The sequence below is a fragment of the Arthrobacter sp. zg-Y844 genome (assembly GCF_024385465.1).
Lineage (GTDB): Bacteria > Actinomycetota > Actinomycetes > Actinomycetales > Micrococcaceae > Arthrobacter_B.
The window spans coordinates 945,494-957,443 of sequence record NZ_JANFLS010000001.1 but is presented as its reverse complement, the minus strand read 5'-3'; the positions used below and the strand labels follow the sequence as shown (position 1 = coordinate 957,443).

General features: G+C 66.7%; 13 protein-coding genes and 1 riboswitch. Of the genes, 5 read left to right on the top strand and 8 right to left on the bottom strand.

Going from position 1 to position 11,950, the window contains the following annotated elements:
• Positions 1–39: 39 nt before the first annotated feature.
• The 3 genes from NNX35_RS04535 to NNX35_RS04525 form a co-directional block, all read right to left on the bottom strand.
• Complete coding sequence (locus tag NNX35_RS04535) at positions 40–1,512, bottom strand: DUF2252 domain-containing protein (RefSeq protein WP_255765328.1); 1,473 nt, start codon at positions 1,510–1,512, stop codon at positions 40–42.
• 103 nt (positions 1,513–1,615) lie between these two features.
• The gene (locus NNX35_RS04530; protein ID WP_255867106.1) at positions 1,616–1,738 is read right to left on the bottom strand and encodes a hypothetical protein; all 123 of its coding nucleotides are present in this window, start codon (positions 1,736–1,738) and stop codon (positions 1,616–1,618) included.
• Between the two features lie 73 nt (positions 1,739–1,811).
• Positions 1,812–2,768 (bottom strand): D-2-hydroxyacid dehydrogenase family protein, encoded by a 957-nt coding sequence (locus NNX35_RS04525; protein WP_255867105.1) that lies wholly within the window; start codon positions 2,766–2,768, stop codon positions 1,812–1,814.
• 254 nt (positions 2,769–3,022) lie between these two features.
• On the opposite strand from NNX35_RS04525, the gene NNX35_RS04520 reads away from it, so the two are divergent.
• Entirely contained in the window at positions 3,023–4,918 is a 1,896-nt protein-coding gene (locus tag NNX35_RS04520) for an FAD-binding monooxygenase (RefSeq protein ID WP_255867313.1), read from the top strand.
• 109 nt (positions 4,919–5,027) lie between these two features.
• Positions 5,028–5,729, top strand: a complete 702-nt coding sequence (locus NNX35_RS04515) for a hypothetical protein (protein ID WP_255867104.1) — start codon at positions 5,028–5,030, stop codon at positions 5,727–5,729.
• Between the two features lie 78 nt (positions 5,730–5,807).
• Here the strand turns inward: NNX35_RS04515 and NNX35_RS04510 are convergent, their stop codons facing one another.
• The 3 genes from NNX35_RS04510 to NNX35_RS04500 form a co-directional block, all read right to left on the bottom strand.
• Positions 5,808–6,617, bottom strand: coding sequence for an SDR family oxidoreductase (locus tag NNX35_RS04510; protein ID WP_255867103.1), 810 nt, complete (start codon positions 6,615–6,617; stop codon positions 5,808–5,810).
• A gap of 9 nt (positions 6,618–6,626) precedes the next feature.
• A complete protein-coding gene (locus tag NNX35_RS04505; RefSeq protein ID WP_255867102.1) occupies positions 6,627–7,271 on the bottom strand; it encodes a hypothetical protein in 645 nt (214 codons plus the stop codon).
• A gap of 104 nt (positions 7,272–7,375) precedes the next feature.
• The gene (locus tag NNX35_RS04500; protein WP_255867101.1) at positions 7,376–8,113 is read right to left on the bottom strand and encodes an SDR family oxidoreductase; all 738 of its coding nucleotides are present in this window, start codon (positions 8,111–8,113) and stop codon (positions 7,376–7,378) included.
• Positions 8,114–8,227: 114 nt separating this feature from the next.
• Between NNX35_RS04500 and NNX35_RS04495 the strand changes: the two genes are divergently transcribed.
• Positions 8,228–9,160, top strand: coding sequence for an AraC family transcriptional regulator (locus NNX35_RS04495; protein WP_255867100.1), 933 nt, complete (start codon positions 8,228–8,230; stop codon positions 9,158–9,160).
• Here NNX35_RS04495 and NNX35_RS04490 read toward each other — a convergent pair.
• Together NNX35_RS04490 and NNX35_RS04485 are read right to left on the bottom strand one after the other, a co-directional pair.
• The gene (locus NNX35_RS04490; RefSeq protein ID WP_255867099.1) at positions 9,157–10,461 is read right to left on the bottom strand and encodes an LssY C-terminal domain-containing protein; all 1,305 of its coding nucleotides are present in this window, start codon (positions 10,459–10,461) and stop codon (positions 9,157–9,159) included. The genes NNX35_RS04495 and NNX35_RS04490 overlap by 4 nt on opposite strands.
• A gap of 7 nt (positions 10,462–10,468) precedes the next feature.
• Positions 10,469–10,708 (bottom strand): hypothetical protein, encoded by a 240-nt coding sequence (locus tag NNX35_RS04485; protein ID WP_255765319.1) that lies wholly within the window; start codon positions 10,706–10,708, stop codon positions 10,469–10,471.
• Between the two features lie 132 nt (positions 10,709–10,840).
• Positions 10,841–10,907: riboswitch (guanidine-III (ykkC-III) riboswitch) on the top strand.
• Positions 10,908–10,917: 10 nt separating this feature from the next.
• On the opposite strand from NNX35_RS04485, the gene NNX35_RS04480 reads away from it, so the two are divergent.
• Both NNX35_RS04480 and NNX35_RS04475 read left to right on the top strand, forming a co-directional pair.
• Positions 10,918–11,232, top strand: coding sequence for a multidrug efflux SMR transporter (locus tag NNX35_RS04480; protein WP_255765318.1), 315 nt, complete (start codon positions 10,918–10,920; stop codon positions 11,230–11,232).
• Between the two features lie 31 nt (positions 11,233–11,263).
• Positions 11,264–11,950 (top strand): ABC transporter ATP-binding protein, encoded by a 687-nt coding sequence (locus tag NNX35_RS04475; RefSeq protein ID WP_255867098.1) that lies wholly within the window; start codon positions 11,264–11,266, stop codon positions 11,948–11,950.

Here is an 11,950-nt window from a genome sequence, read left to right as displayed (position 1 = left end):
TTTGCTGCCGGCAGGGTTTTTCCCCAGCGGCAGCCGCTCCTAGACCCCTTCGACCGCGGGCAGGCGCCCGGAACGTACCGCGTCCGCGAAGGTCTGGTAGTCCTGCTCGTTTTGATCTGCGTACCGCTCGCAGAAGTCGGTGATCGACTTATCGAACTTCTCGCTCTTGCCAAGATAGGCCGCGATCGCGACCGGGTCTCCCGATCTGGCGTGGGCCCGGGCCAGTGTCCAGCCGCAGGTGCGGGCGTAAAACTCCATCCCGCGGGGTTTCATCGTTTCCACGACCACTGAGCCCTTCATATCCCGCAGCTGGCGCCAGTACAGGTACCGGTTTTCCTGCACGCCCTTGGTCCAGCCCAGGAAAATGTCGCTGGCGGCCTGCATCCTTCGCTGGCCCTGCACTACGCGCTGTCCCGGCTGGCGGTATCTGCTTTTGGGCAGGTGGTCCTCAAGGACTGACCGTGTTGCTTCCTTGACCTGCAGGAACAGCGGGTCGTCTGAATCGCGGCCCTGAAGCAACGCGATAAAGCCCCGGGTGCCGACGCTGCCCACACCCACCACTTTGCGGGCGATGTCGACGATTTCGAATCGCTCGAGGAGGTGGCGCCTGTCGTCCTGCAGAGTGGCCCGGTAGGACCGGAGCTGCTCGCGGGATTCCTCCCACATTTGGTCCGCGGATAAACCGTATGAATCACCGAACTCCCTGAGGGGGATGACGATCGGCGGCTGGCTGACGATTCGGTACTTCCCGTCCACGAGCTCAGCCAGCTTCGCGAGCGCCTGCAGGCTGTCCCGGGAGCGTGCCTTCCGGGCGGTTTTCTCCGCCGTCTTTCCGATCTGCTTCGCCGCCTTTTTCGCCGCCTTGCCCTTGCCGGTGTCCGCCCCCAGCTGGATCGTCGACAAAATATCCTGCTCCGTCAGACGCGCGTACCAGATGTCCATGGTTCCCATTTGTGCGAACTCACGCATCGCTTCGCGGTAAGCCCGAACCGCGGCGAGGGTTGCCGAGCGCGCGTCTTCGTTGGAGAAGGAGTTGTTCCTGGCCGCAATGGTGAAACTCGCGGTCATCCGCAGCACGTCGTACTCGAATGGTCCCGGAAGCGTTTCGTCGAAGTCATTCAGGTCGAACATCAGGATCCGCTCGGGGGAGGCGAATACCCCGAAATTCGACAAATGGGCGTCGCCGCACAACTGGGCGGTCAGGCCGGATCGAGGCGTGTCCTTAAGGTCGGCAGCCATGATCTTGGCCGCACCGCGGTAGAAGGTCAACGGCGAGTCAAGCATCCGGCCGTGGCGCACCGGCACGAGGTCCGGATCGCGGGTGAGGTTCTGCTCTTCGATGAGCGCGACGGGGTCCGGGCGGTCGGGCGCGGGAACCCAGCCCTGATGGACGGAGACGGGTATTGTCTCCCGGCGGTCCTTGCCTGCTGCCACGCGTTCCGTAACGCTCGGGTGCTGAACCTCGATACTGGCCATGATCGGCGACCTCTCTGCAACGGCTTGTTGCGCCATCCGGCAGGTCCTGCGGGGGCCGGGCTCTGAGCGCCGACGTCCAAAGAATAGCGGATTGGCCTCTCCGAGGGGATGGGTCCGGCGTCCGGAATGCGGCGAAAGCTCACCCTTCGGGCCCGGCCGCCTGCGCACCCCGCACCCGGTGCCGGACCTCGCGGTACAGCAACTCGAAGGTGGTGACCCGGTGCGTTTCATCCGAAATGTGGGCATGCGGCAGATGCGGCATGGCACAAAGAATAGAAGTCCGCGGCCCCGGCCAGAAGACGATGCGGGCGGAAAACCGTAAGACCGGCCGGCGCCTAGAGTTCCCGGATCGGGGTGCCGGCCAGGAACGCCGAGATGTCCTCCACCACCTGCCTAAAGAACGTGCGGTAGTTCCGCTCGGTGACGTACCCGAGGTGCGGCGTCGCCAGGACGTTGGGCAGCTCCCGGAACGGGGAATCTGCGGACAGGGGTTCTTCGGCAAACACGTCCAGCCCGGCGCCGGCAATCGCCTGCCGGCGAAGGGCATCGAGCAGGGCCGCCTGGTCCACGATCCCGGCCCGGGAGGTATTGATCAGGAAGGCGTTCGGTCTCATCAGCGCCAGCTCCCCGGCCCCAATCAGCCCGCGTGTCCGGTCGCTCAGCACCAGATGGATGGACACGACGTCGGACGCCGCCAGCAGCGCCTCCTTGGAGGGAGCGAGTCGGGCTCCGGCGGCTTCGGCCCGCTCGGTGGTGAGGTGCTGGCTCCAGGCGAGGACCTCCATCCCGAACGCAGCGCCTACCCGTGCCACCTGCACCCCGATCTTCCCCAACCCCAGCAGGCCGAGCGTGGCACCATGCAGATCGGTGCCGATGGTCTGCTGCCAGGGTCCGCGGTCGCGGAGCGCAGTTGCCTCCGGGACCAGGTGCCGGGACAGCCCCAGGATCAACGCCCAGGTCAGCTCCGCGGGCGGCGTCGAACTGCTCGCCGTGCCGCAGACAGTCACACCCCGCTCCCGGGCCGCGGCCAGATCGATCGAGGCGTTGCGCGCCCCGGTGGTCACCAGCAGTTTCAGGCGGGGCAACCGGGCGAGCAGGCTCGCGGGAAAAGGGGTGCGCTCGCGCATGATGACGACGACGTCGAACCCGGCCAGGCGCGCGGCTACGTCGTCCTCGTCGGCCAGGTGGTCCGAGAAGACAGTGAGCTCAACCTGATCGTGCAGCGAATCCCAATCGCCGAACCGGGTGGCGGCGTGCTGATAGTCGTCGAGCACTGCGCATGTAACGGTCATGAACTCTTCCCTGCTGCGATAGACGGACGGGGGACGGCTGGGAACAAAGTACCGCGCCCGGCGGCAAATACGGCTCCCGGCTCCGGCAGGCCGACCGAAAACGAGGCCGGAAGTCACGCCGAACCGTTCCGCTTGTGACCCACGTCATGTCTCCGGTACGGTGACTACACCGCCGGCGGTTCGACTATCGAACGTTCTGTTCAAATAACGAACACGATCGGCGGCACCAACGGCACAACGAAGTGAGGACCCCCGTGCAGTTCCACCACCACGGCTACGTATCCGGTGACCCCCGCATCCAGCCCGTCGCCGGCACCGGCGTCGACCGCCCCGCAGACCTGCCCGACAAAGTGGACGTGCTGATCGTCGGCTCCGGTCCCGCCGGGATGCTCACCGCCGCACAGCTCTCGCAGTTCTCCGGCGTAACCACCCGAATCGTGGAGCGCCGGGACAGCCGCCTCGCCATCGGCCAGGCGGACGGCATCCAGGCCCGCAGCGTGGAAACCTTCCAGGCCTTCGGCTTCGCCGAGGAAATTACCGCCGAGGCCTACCGCATCACGGAGATGTGCTTCTGGCGCCCGGACCCGGAAAACCCGGAAAACATCGTCCGCTCCGGCCGCGCCTTGGACGACCCCGCCGGAATCAGCGAATTCCCGCACCTGATCGTCAACCAGGCCCGCGTGCTGGACTACTTCGCCCGGTTCATGGCCAACTCACCCACCCGCATGCGGCCCGACTACGGGTTCGAGTTCCGCAGCCTGACGGTCGACGACGACGCCGAGTACCCGGTCACCGTCACCCTCCTGTCCACGGCCGGCCCGGACGAAGGCACCGAACGCACGGTTAAAGCCAAGTACGTGGTGGGCTCCGACGGCGCCCGCAGCAAGGTCCGCGACGCCATCGGCTGCACCATGGCCGGAGACAAGGCGAACCACGCCTGGGGCGTGATGGACGTGCTGGCCAACACCGACTTCCCCGATATCCGCACCAAGTGCGCCATCCAGTCCTCCAACGGCGGCAGCATCCTGCTCATCCCGCGCGAGGGCGGCCACCTGTTCCGCATGTACGTGGACCTCGGCGTTGTGCCCGAAGGAGACAACGGCGCCGTCCGGAAGACCTCCGTTGACCAGATCATCGCCAAGGCCAACGGCATCATGGCCCCCTACACGCTCGACGTCCGCAACGTCGCCTGGCACAGCGTGTACGAAGTGGGCCACCGGCTCACCGACCGGTTCGACGACGTCCGGCCCGAGGACCTCGGCACCCGCACCCCGCGCGTCTTCATCACCGGCGACGCCTGCCACACGCACAGCGCCAAGGCCGGCCAGGGCATGAACGTCTCCATGCAGGACGGCTTCAACCTGGGCTGGAAACTCGGCCACGTGCTGGAAGGCCGCAGCCCCGAAACCCTGCTCTCCACCTACTCGGCCGAACGCCAGGTGGTGGCGAAGAACCTCATCGACTTCGACAAAGAGTGGTCCACGCTCATGGCGAAGAAACCTGAAGAGTTCGAGAACCCCTCGGATCTGGAGGACTTCTACGTCCGCACCGCCGAGTTCCCGGCCGGATTCATGACCGAATACACCCCCTCCATGCTCATTGCGGAGCCGAAGCACCAGGACCTGGCCGCCGGCTTCCCCCTCGGCAAGCGCTTCAAGTCCGCACCCGTGCTGCGGGTCTGCGACACCAACCCGGTGCAGCTGGGCCACCAGGCGCGGGCGGACGGCAAGTGGCGGATCTACGTCTTCGCCGACGCCGCGGCCGCCGGCTCCCCGTCGCCGGTCACCGAGCTGGCCGAATGGCTGGGCACCGCGCCGGACTCCCCGCTGGCGGCCACGCCGGAAGGGGCGGACCGGGATGCCTGGTTCGACGTCAAGGTGATTTACCAGCAGGACCACGCGGGCATCGATCTCGGCGCCGTGCCGGCGGTGTTCAAGCCGCAGGTCGGACCGTTCCAGCTCGACGACCTGGCGAAGGTCTACGGCACGGACCCGACAGCCGACATCTTCGAGGCGCGCGGCATTTCCCGCAACGGCGCCGTGGTGGTGGTCCGCCCGGACCAGTACGTGGCCAACGTGCTGCCGCTGACGGCCACGGCCGAGCTCGCCGGGTTCTTCGCGCCCCTGCTGCCGGCCCGCCAGCAGGCGTAACCGGTTCCCAACGTACGACGACGGCGGCGCCTTAGGTGCCGCCGTCGTCCCGCGTTAACGGCAGTGCGGCTGGCAGACTGCCCCGTATGGACCCATCCGAAAGGCACCAATGAGCTATACGCAGTACCCCATGCCCAGTCCGCCCAAGAAGGCGTCACTCGGACCGGTTGGAAAGACCGCCATTGCAGTGACCGCTTTCCTGCTGGTTATGGCCGTAGTGGCGGTAGGAGTCTTCATCGCGAGGGGTGGAGACGGGTATCAGGACCGTGATTGGGCAGACAAGGTGGACACCATGGTCGACTCGCTGCTCCCGATGGTGTCCGGCGAGGTGGACGACCCCCACGGCGACGAGTTCGATGAGTTCTGGAAAGACCCGGCGATGAATACCCCGGAGGCCACCGCCCTCACGGCCGCGGTGACAGCTCAGTGGGAGTCCCACTTCCGCACCAACCAGCTTCAGGCGCAGGGATACCTGTCCAGGATCGAGGATGCGGACGCCACAGCGAGGGCCCAAGAGAAGATGGACCAGCTTGACCGTGCGTTTGCCGACGACCGACCGGCGCGTGGAAAGGTGGTTATCTTCGAGGACCTGTCCCCGTTCCTCTCTGCGGGTTGCGACCCGGACGACAGCGACAAAGACCTGATCAAGTTCGACTCTTCCGGGAACCCCAAGCCACAGTTCACCAATCGCAACACGCGGGCCGGTACTTGGCCTTCGGACCCCGATTTTGAAGCGCGGGTTAAGCCCCTGATCGCGAAGGCGTACCCGGAGATGTATGACGCTTGGCTCTCCGAGCGTTGTAGCAAGTAACCCTGGGCGGGACCTTTGCCGACGCGGATGAGGCTTTCGCCTACGACGAGGGTGAAGATGACCGGAGCCCTAAACGGTTCAGCCCCGCCGGAAACCGCCCTCGGTGCTGATCGTCTGGCCGACCACCCAGCGGCCCTCGTCGGACACCAGCCAGGCGATCAGCCGGGCCGGATCATCGGGGGCGCCGATGCGGCCGCCCGGGAAAGCGGACCCCACGTCGTCGAGGACTTCCAGCGGACGGTCCGCCGTCGCCGGATCCAGGTAACCGGTGTTGACCGGCCCCGGATTGACGGTGTTAAGCAGGATCCCGCGGTCGGCGAGGTCAGCCGAGACTGATGGAGTGATGCCGGCGAGGGCGGCCTTCGAGGTGCAATAGGCAATTTCATCTGGCATCGGCCCCAGCAGCTGTCCACTGGTGAACCAGATGACCCGCCCGCCCGTACGCCCGTCGTGCTGGTCGGCGAAGCGGGCGGTGGCGAGCAGCACGGAGCGGGCATTGACGGCCCAGTGCGTGTCCAGCATGGCGGCGTCCAGTGCCTGCAACCGACCGTCGCCCCCGCTGCGGGCATGGTTGCAGATCAGGATGTCCAGGTGTCCCAGGGCTGCCGCGGCGTCGCGGATCAGGGAATCGGGCGCCTCGGGTGTGGCGAAATCGTGTTCACCGTGGGCAAGCCGGGCGCCGGGCTGCAGCCGTGCCCGCAGCAGGTCCATCACTTCGTCGATGTCCTCGGCACCCCACGGCTGTTCGTGGTCGTGCGGCGCGAAGTGCTGCAGGTACAGGCTGGCACCCATATCGGCCAGGCGGGCGGCAACGGCGAAGCCAATGCCCCGGCGGCGGCTCACGCCGGTGACGACGGCGGTGCGGCCGGTCAGGGGAGGGGTAGTCATCGGGCCATGCTAGCGGGAGGACTCCGCGGACCTGCGGAAGGACGAGCAGCCGCCCTTGAAATACTCCCGCAGCTGAGCGGGATCTCCGGCCTGTGCAGGGGCAATCACGGAGGCATCAAAGACTTCGGGGTTGACCATGAACTCCTGCGTTGAGGGCAGGGAGGTGTACTTGGCCAGGTACTCCATGCTGTGGTCCTGGCCCGCCGCGTCTCCGCTGTCGAGGGCCTGGAGGTAGGAATCCATCCACGCGCAGAGCCAGTAGCCGGCGACCGTGGTGTCCTGGACTCCGTCCTGGATGCTGATCCCTCCCTGCTGGGTTCCGGACGAGGGGTCGCTGAAATTGCTGAGTTCGATCCGCCATTCCATCCCGGCCGGCAGCGGCTCCGGGAACTCGGCGATGGCTTCCGCCACCGCCTGGTCGAAGCAATCGGGTGCGATGCTCACGTAGCCCCCGGCCGGGTCGATCCGCAGACTTTCGCCGCCCGGGCAGGGCCGCAGGGTCATTGTGGGTTCCGGGGTGGGACGGGCGCTGGCCTCGGCGCGGGCCGCTTCCTCGTTTCGTTCCGCTTCGGTGGTTCCGCAGCCCGCAAGCATGCCGGTGAATAGGACGCCGGCTGCGGCAACGCCCATCGCTGCGGTAAATCGAGTTTTCATGTGTCCCCCCGGTCTACGCAGACAATAGCCGAGCAGGGACCGGGGAGATAGCCGCATTTTTTGGCGAGCAGGCCGGGGCTAAGCCGTCCGGACGCGGGTTCGTCCTACCAAGGCAGGGGCCCGTCCTCATCGCTGAAGGTGCCGCTGGGTCCGTTGGCCGGGATGGTGGCCATCCGGACGGCGGCCCTGGCACCCTGCTCCGGGGTGCGTGTTCCCCGGAAACCGTTCAGATCCGTGGCAACAAAGCCCGGGCAAACGGCATTGACCAGGATGCCCTCCGGCGCCAGCCCTTTCGCATACTGCAGCGTCAGGGAGGTCAGGGCCGTTTTGGACGGGGCGTACCCGGCGGCGATCGGGTCGGCATTGGCCCGATCGGATACTGCGGCGAGGGATCCGGCCACGCTGGAGACGTTGACGATCCGAGGGGCCTCGGAGAGGCGCAGCAGCGGCAGGAAGGCGGCGGTCACGGAGATGACCCCGAAGAAGTTGGTCTCGAAGACGGAGCGGATTTCATTCACGTCCGCCGAGCCCGGCTGCTGGGCAGCAAAGCTGACTCCCGGCGTCGCCACAATCCCGGCGTTGTTGATCAGGGCATCCAGCCGCCCGAAGCGGCGTTTGACCTCGTCCGCAGCGGCCGCCACCGAGGCCGGATCGGTCACATCGAGGACGACGGCGACGGCGTCTCCACCCTCCGCGCGCACGGCCGCGGCAGCCCGCTCACCGGCGTCGGCGTTCCGTGCGGCTACCACCACGGTGTGGCCGAGCGCCGCCAGCTGGCCGGCAATCTGCCGCCCAATACCTTTGTTGGCTCCCGTGACGAGGGAAATCATGCTGTCATTCATGGCACTCCTTGAAAAGCGGTTTCTTCCGGGTTGTGGAAGATACCTCCACTCTGTCTCCTCTATTCGGGACTGGGAATAAGGAAAAGTCCGCATTTCTTGCTCTAGAGTACAAACATGGTTTCCGACCGTTTATCCGAAGTCCTTGATTTCATCCAAGTCCGGGGCGTCATTTCCGGCAGCATTGCCGTGCACGGCCGCTGGGAAACGGAGGCAAGGATAGACGACGACATGAAGTTCTTTGCCGTGGTGCAGGGCAGCATGAAACTGGCGACCGACGGCCTTGAAGAACCACTGCTTTTGGAGGCGGGCGACGTCGTCGTACTTAACGGCCGCACCTGGCTGCGGCTCCACGGCGGCAGCGGAGACGCAGTGCCCGCCCGCGTCGATCCGCCCGCCAGCGGCACCTTTGTCCGGGCGGGGGAGGGCGAGCCCGGAACCGAGGACATCATCATTGGCGGCCGGGTGGCGGTAAATACCGTGGGCAGGGACCTGCTGCTGCAGGCGCTTCCGCCCTTGGCCCACGTCCGGTCCGGCACGGAAGCCGCACCGCACCTGCCCATGCTGATTCGGCGTCTTTTCGACGAAGTTTCCCGGCAGCAGATCGGCTCCGGGTTTGCGGTCCGCCAATATGCGCAGCTCCTGCTGCTGGACGTACTCCGGTCCTTCATCACCGATGCCGAACTCCCGCAGGGATGGCTGAAGCTGATAGCCGATGAACGGCTCCGCCCGGCCCTGGCCCTGATCCATGCCCCGGGGGCTCCGCCGCCGAGCCTGGCGGAACTCGCGAACGCAGCCGCCATGTCCCGCACCGCCTTCGCGGAGCGGTTTCGGGACGTTGCCGGCACTCCGCCCCGCGCGTACCTGAACAACTGGCGCATGCTCGTGGCGCAGCGGGAACTGAGGTCCGGGGATACCCGGATCCGTTCATTGGCGTTGGACCTGGGTTTCTCGTCCGAGAGCGCCTTCAGTACAGCGTTCAAGCGCAGCGTGGGCGAATCGCCGTTGCATTACCGGTCCCGGGTGCGGGCCCTGGAGCCGGTGGATTAGCTCGCGCTGGCCGGACGACGACGGCGGGTGTGGGCGTAGATTCGAGCCTGATCGCCGGACAGGGCGAGGATCAGCAGGACGTCAAAGGCGTAGCCGAACAAGTTGGTCCGCAGCGCGGCCTCGGGTCCGGCGGACACGGCGGCCACCTGCACGGCAATGGCGACCGAGCTCAGGGACATCGCGGTGATCCGGGCCCGGTTACTGCCGCGCAGAATGAGTACTGCCAGCACAACCTCCACCCCGGCGAAAACGGTGAGCGAGACGCTGGTGGGAGCATAGGCACGGCCCAGTTCGGCAACGCCGCGGCTCTGGGTGCCCAGCAGGTTGATCACCGGGGAGACATCGGCCAAGTGGACCAGGAAGGGCGCCGCCACCGCCAGGGAGGCGAATCCGCGCAGGAACACCAGAACGGCACCGAAAATAACCGCAGCCGGCGGCCGGTCCGGGGCGGCAGCTGTGTCGACGGGCACGGCCGGGCCGGTCTCCGGGAGCCTGCTCAGGTCCGCCACCGGCAGGTCCCCGTCGGTGACAATTGAGTCCCCGCCGCCGTTGCGGGAGTGGTATCCGGTGGAGAAGTTCTTGATGACCTCCACGGACACCGCGGGGGAGGCTTCCCGGAGGGAGTTGATCAGGTAGTCCCGTTCGGCGTCGATGTTCTCGCCGACCCGGTGCGTGACCTGCAGGGTAAACAGGGATAGACCAACGGCACGGTCAAAGGACGCGGCACCCAGCCAGTCCGCGGCAATGCCGCCGGGGAGCATCCAGCCCTCGGGGCAGCGCCAGAAACGGACATGGTGGCGCTGCCGCGGGTTGCCGTGCATTTCCTGCTCGTAGGCAAAATCCTGCTGCCGGTCGAACAGGAGCAGGGGGCTCACCGGGGCGTGGATGTAGCTGCGGTGCAGCAGGGTGGAGGAGACAATGCGCCAGCTGCTGGCCAGGGTCACCGGGTCCGCAAGGTGCCAGCCGGCCTTTTCCAAGGCGCCCCGCAGCTGCGCCTCGCTGCCAAGGAAGGCCAGGTTGACGGCGTCGCCGAACAGGCCGGCATTGGTGCGGGTGCGGCCCATGAAGTAGTTGGGAATGAAAATCTGCGTCAGGACGCGGTCCAGGCGCGGCAGCACCAAGTACGCCAGCGCGGCCCAGAACACCACCAGGAACCAGATATGCCGCTGCTGCAGGCTTTCCTCCAGCAGCAGCACGGCGAACCAGGCTGCACCGATGCCGCTGAACGTGAAGAAAGCCCAATCGACGGCGGTTGCGCCGGGTCCGCCGTCGGACTCCGCTGCGGTGCCCGGCCGGATCATCCGGAAGTCATAGCCCCGGCACTTCGCCGTTTGCCCGGGCCTCAATCCAGTCCACGGCGGCATCCGGCAGGTAATAGGCCCCGCTGCCGTCGGAAGCCATGCCGCGGCTGCGGGAGATCTCCTCCACCACCCACGGCTCTACGGCGTCACCGTTATTGGCGGTCAGCCACTCGCGGGACTCGGAGGTGAGCATCGGCCACCAGAGGGCAATGTCCAGGTCATCGCGCTCAAACTGTTCATCAGTCATGGCTAAAACTCTGGCACTAACGGACCGGTTGGTCGACGGTCTGCGCTTCCCGGTTACCAACCGGCCGGAAATTCCCGGGTTCACCCGCCGCGAAGCCAGGTTGCCCCGGAAAACCGGACGTGCGACCGTGGAAGGGAGGCCGCGACACGGTCTCCCGGACGAGGGGTGCCGTACCCGGTGTGCGACAAGACGGCCCAAGGGAGACTCTCATGTCATGGATTGTTCTGGTGCTGTCCGGCGTCCTGGAAGCGGTGTGGGCCACCGCCCTGGACAAATCGCAGGGGTTCAGCCGGTTCTGGCCATCGGCCATTTTCGTTACGGCGCTGCTGGCCAGCATGGCCGGGCTCGCTTACGCCATGCGGGAACTGCCGCTGGGCACCTCGTATGCCGTCTGGGTGGGCATCGGCGCCACGCTGACCGTCATCTACGCCATGGCCACCGGCGCGGAATCCGTGTCCCTGCTGAAGATCGTGTTCCTGGCGATGATTGTGGGCGGCGTGATCGGCCTGAAGTCGCTCCACTAGACGGCGCCCCGGGCCCGCTAGATTAGACGGCATGACTGCTGCGGGGGCCGTGCTCGAGATTTCCAACCTACTGGTGGGCTACGCCGGTGCACCCGTCTGCGGCGCCATCACCGCGCACGCGGACGCGGGGGAGATCCTCGGCGTCGTGGGCTTCAACGGTGCCGGCAAATCCACCGCCGCCCGCACCATCGCCGGGAAACAGCTGATGCTCGACGGCGAGGTGCGCGTACACGGGCTGCCCGCCAACGAGGACGCCATCCCGTTCCGCCGGCAGGTGGCCGCACTCTTCGACGAGGACGCCTTCTTCCCCTCCCTGTCGCTGCGGGAACATCTGCAGCTGGTCGCCCGCGGGCACGGGGTCGCGGACCCGGACGCCGCCGTCGACGCGGAACTGGACTTCTTCGGCCTGCAGGAACGCGCAGACGCCGTCCCGGAGTCCGTCTCGTCCGGCCAGCGACGGCGGCTGCTGCTTGCCTCGGCCCTGATCCGCCCGTCCTCGCTGCTGATCCTCGACGAACCGGAACAGCGCCTGGACCCGGTGATGCGTGAACGGGTGGGGAAGCGGATCCGCCAATACGCCGACGACGGCGGCACGGTTCTGCTTGTGACCCACGATCCGGCGTTGCTCCTGGCGACCGCGGAACGCTGCCTGCTGATCGATGACCAGGTGCAGGAGATCGAACCGGCCCGGGCCGCGGCCGAGATCGCGGGCCGGTAA

Excerpts from the sequence above, each read along its gene's own strand:
- NNX35_RS04510 (WP_255867103.1), bottom strand. The coding sequence starts at position 6,617 with ATGACTACCCCTCCCCTGACCGGCCGCACCGCCGTCGTCACCGGCGTG.
- NNX35_RS04485 (WP_255765319.1), bottom strand. The coding sequence starts at position 10,708 with ATGACTGATGAACAGTTTGAGCGCGATGACCTGGACATTGCCCTCTGG.
- NNX35_RS04505 (WP_255867102.1), bottom strand. The coding sequence starts at position 7,271 with ATGAAAACTCGATTTACCGCAGCGATGGGCGTTGCCGCAGCCGGCGTC.
- NNX35_RS04535 (WP_255765328.1), bottom strand. The coding sequence starts at position 1,512 with ATGGCGCAACAAGCCGTTGCAGAGAGGTCGCCGATCATGGCCAGTATC.
- NNX35_RS04525 (WP_255867105.1), bottom strand. The coding sequence starts at position 2,768 with ATGACCGTTACATGCGCAGTGCTCGACGACTATCAGCACGCCGCCACC.
- NNX35_RS04500 (WP_255867101.1), bottom strand. The coding sequence starts at position 8,113 with ATGAATGACAGCATGATTTCCCTCGTCACGGGAGCCAACAAAGGTATT.
- NNX35_RS04530 (WP_255867106.1), bottom strand. The coding sequence starts at position 1,738 with ATGCCGCATCTGCCGCATGCCCACATTTCGGATGAAACGCACCGGGTC.
- NNX35_RS04480 (WP_255765318.1), top strand. The coding sequence starts at position 10,918 with ATGTCATGGATTGTTCTGGTGCTGTCCGGCGTCCTGGAAGCGGTGTGG.
- NNX35_RS04490 (WP_255867099.1), bottom strand. The coding sequence starts at position 10,461 with ATGATCCGGCCGGGCACCGCAGCGGAGTCCGACGGCGGACCCGGCGCA.
- NNX35_RS04495 (WP_255867100.1), top strand. The coding sequence starts at position 8,228 with ATGGTTTCCGACCGTTTATCCGAAGTCCTTGATTTCATCCAAGTCCGG.
- NNX35_RS04515 (WP_255867104.1), top strand. The coding sequence starts at position 5,028 with ATGAGCTATACGCAGTACCCCATGCCCAGTCCGCCCAAGAAGGCGTCA.
- NNX35_RS04475 (WP_255867098.1), top strand. The coding sequence starts at position 11,264 with ATGACTGCTGCGGGGGCCGTGCTCGAGATTTCCAACCTACTGGTGGGC.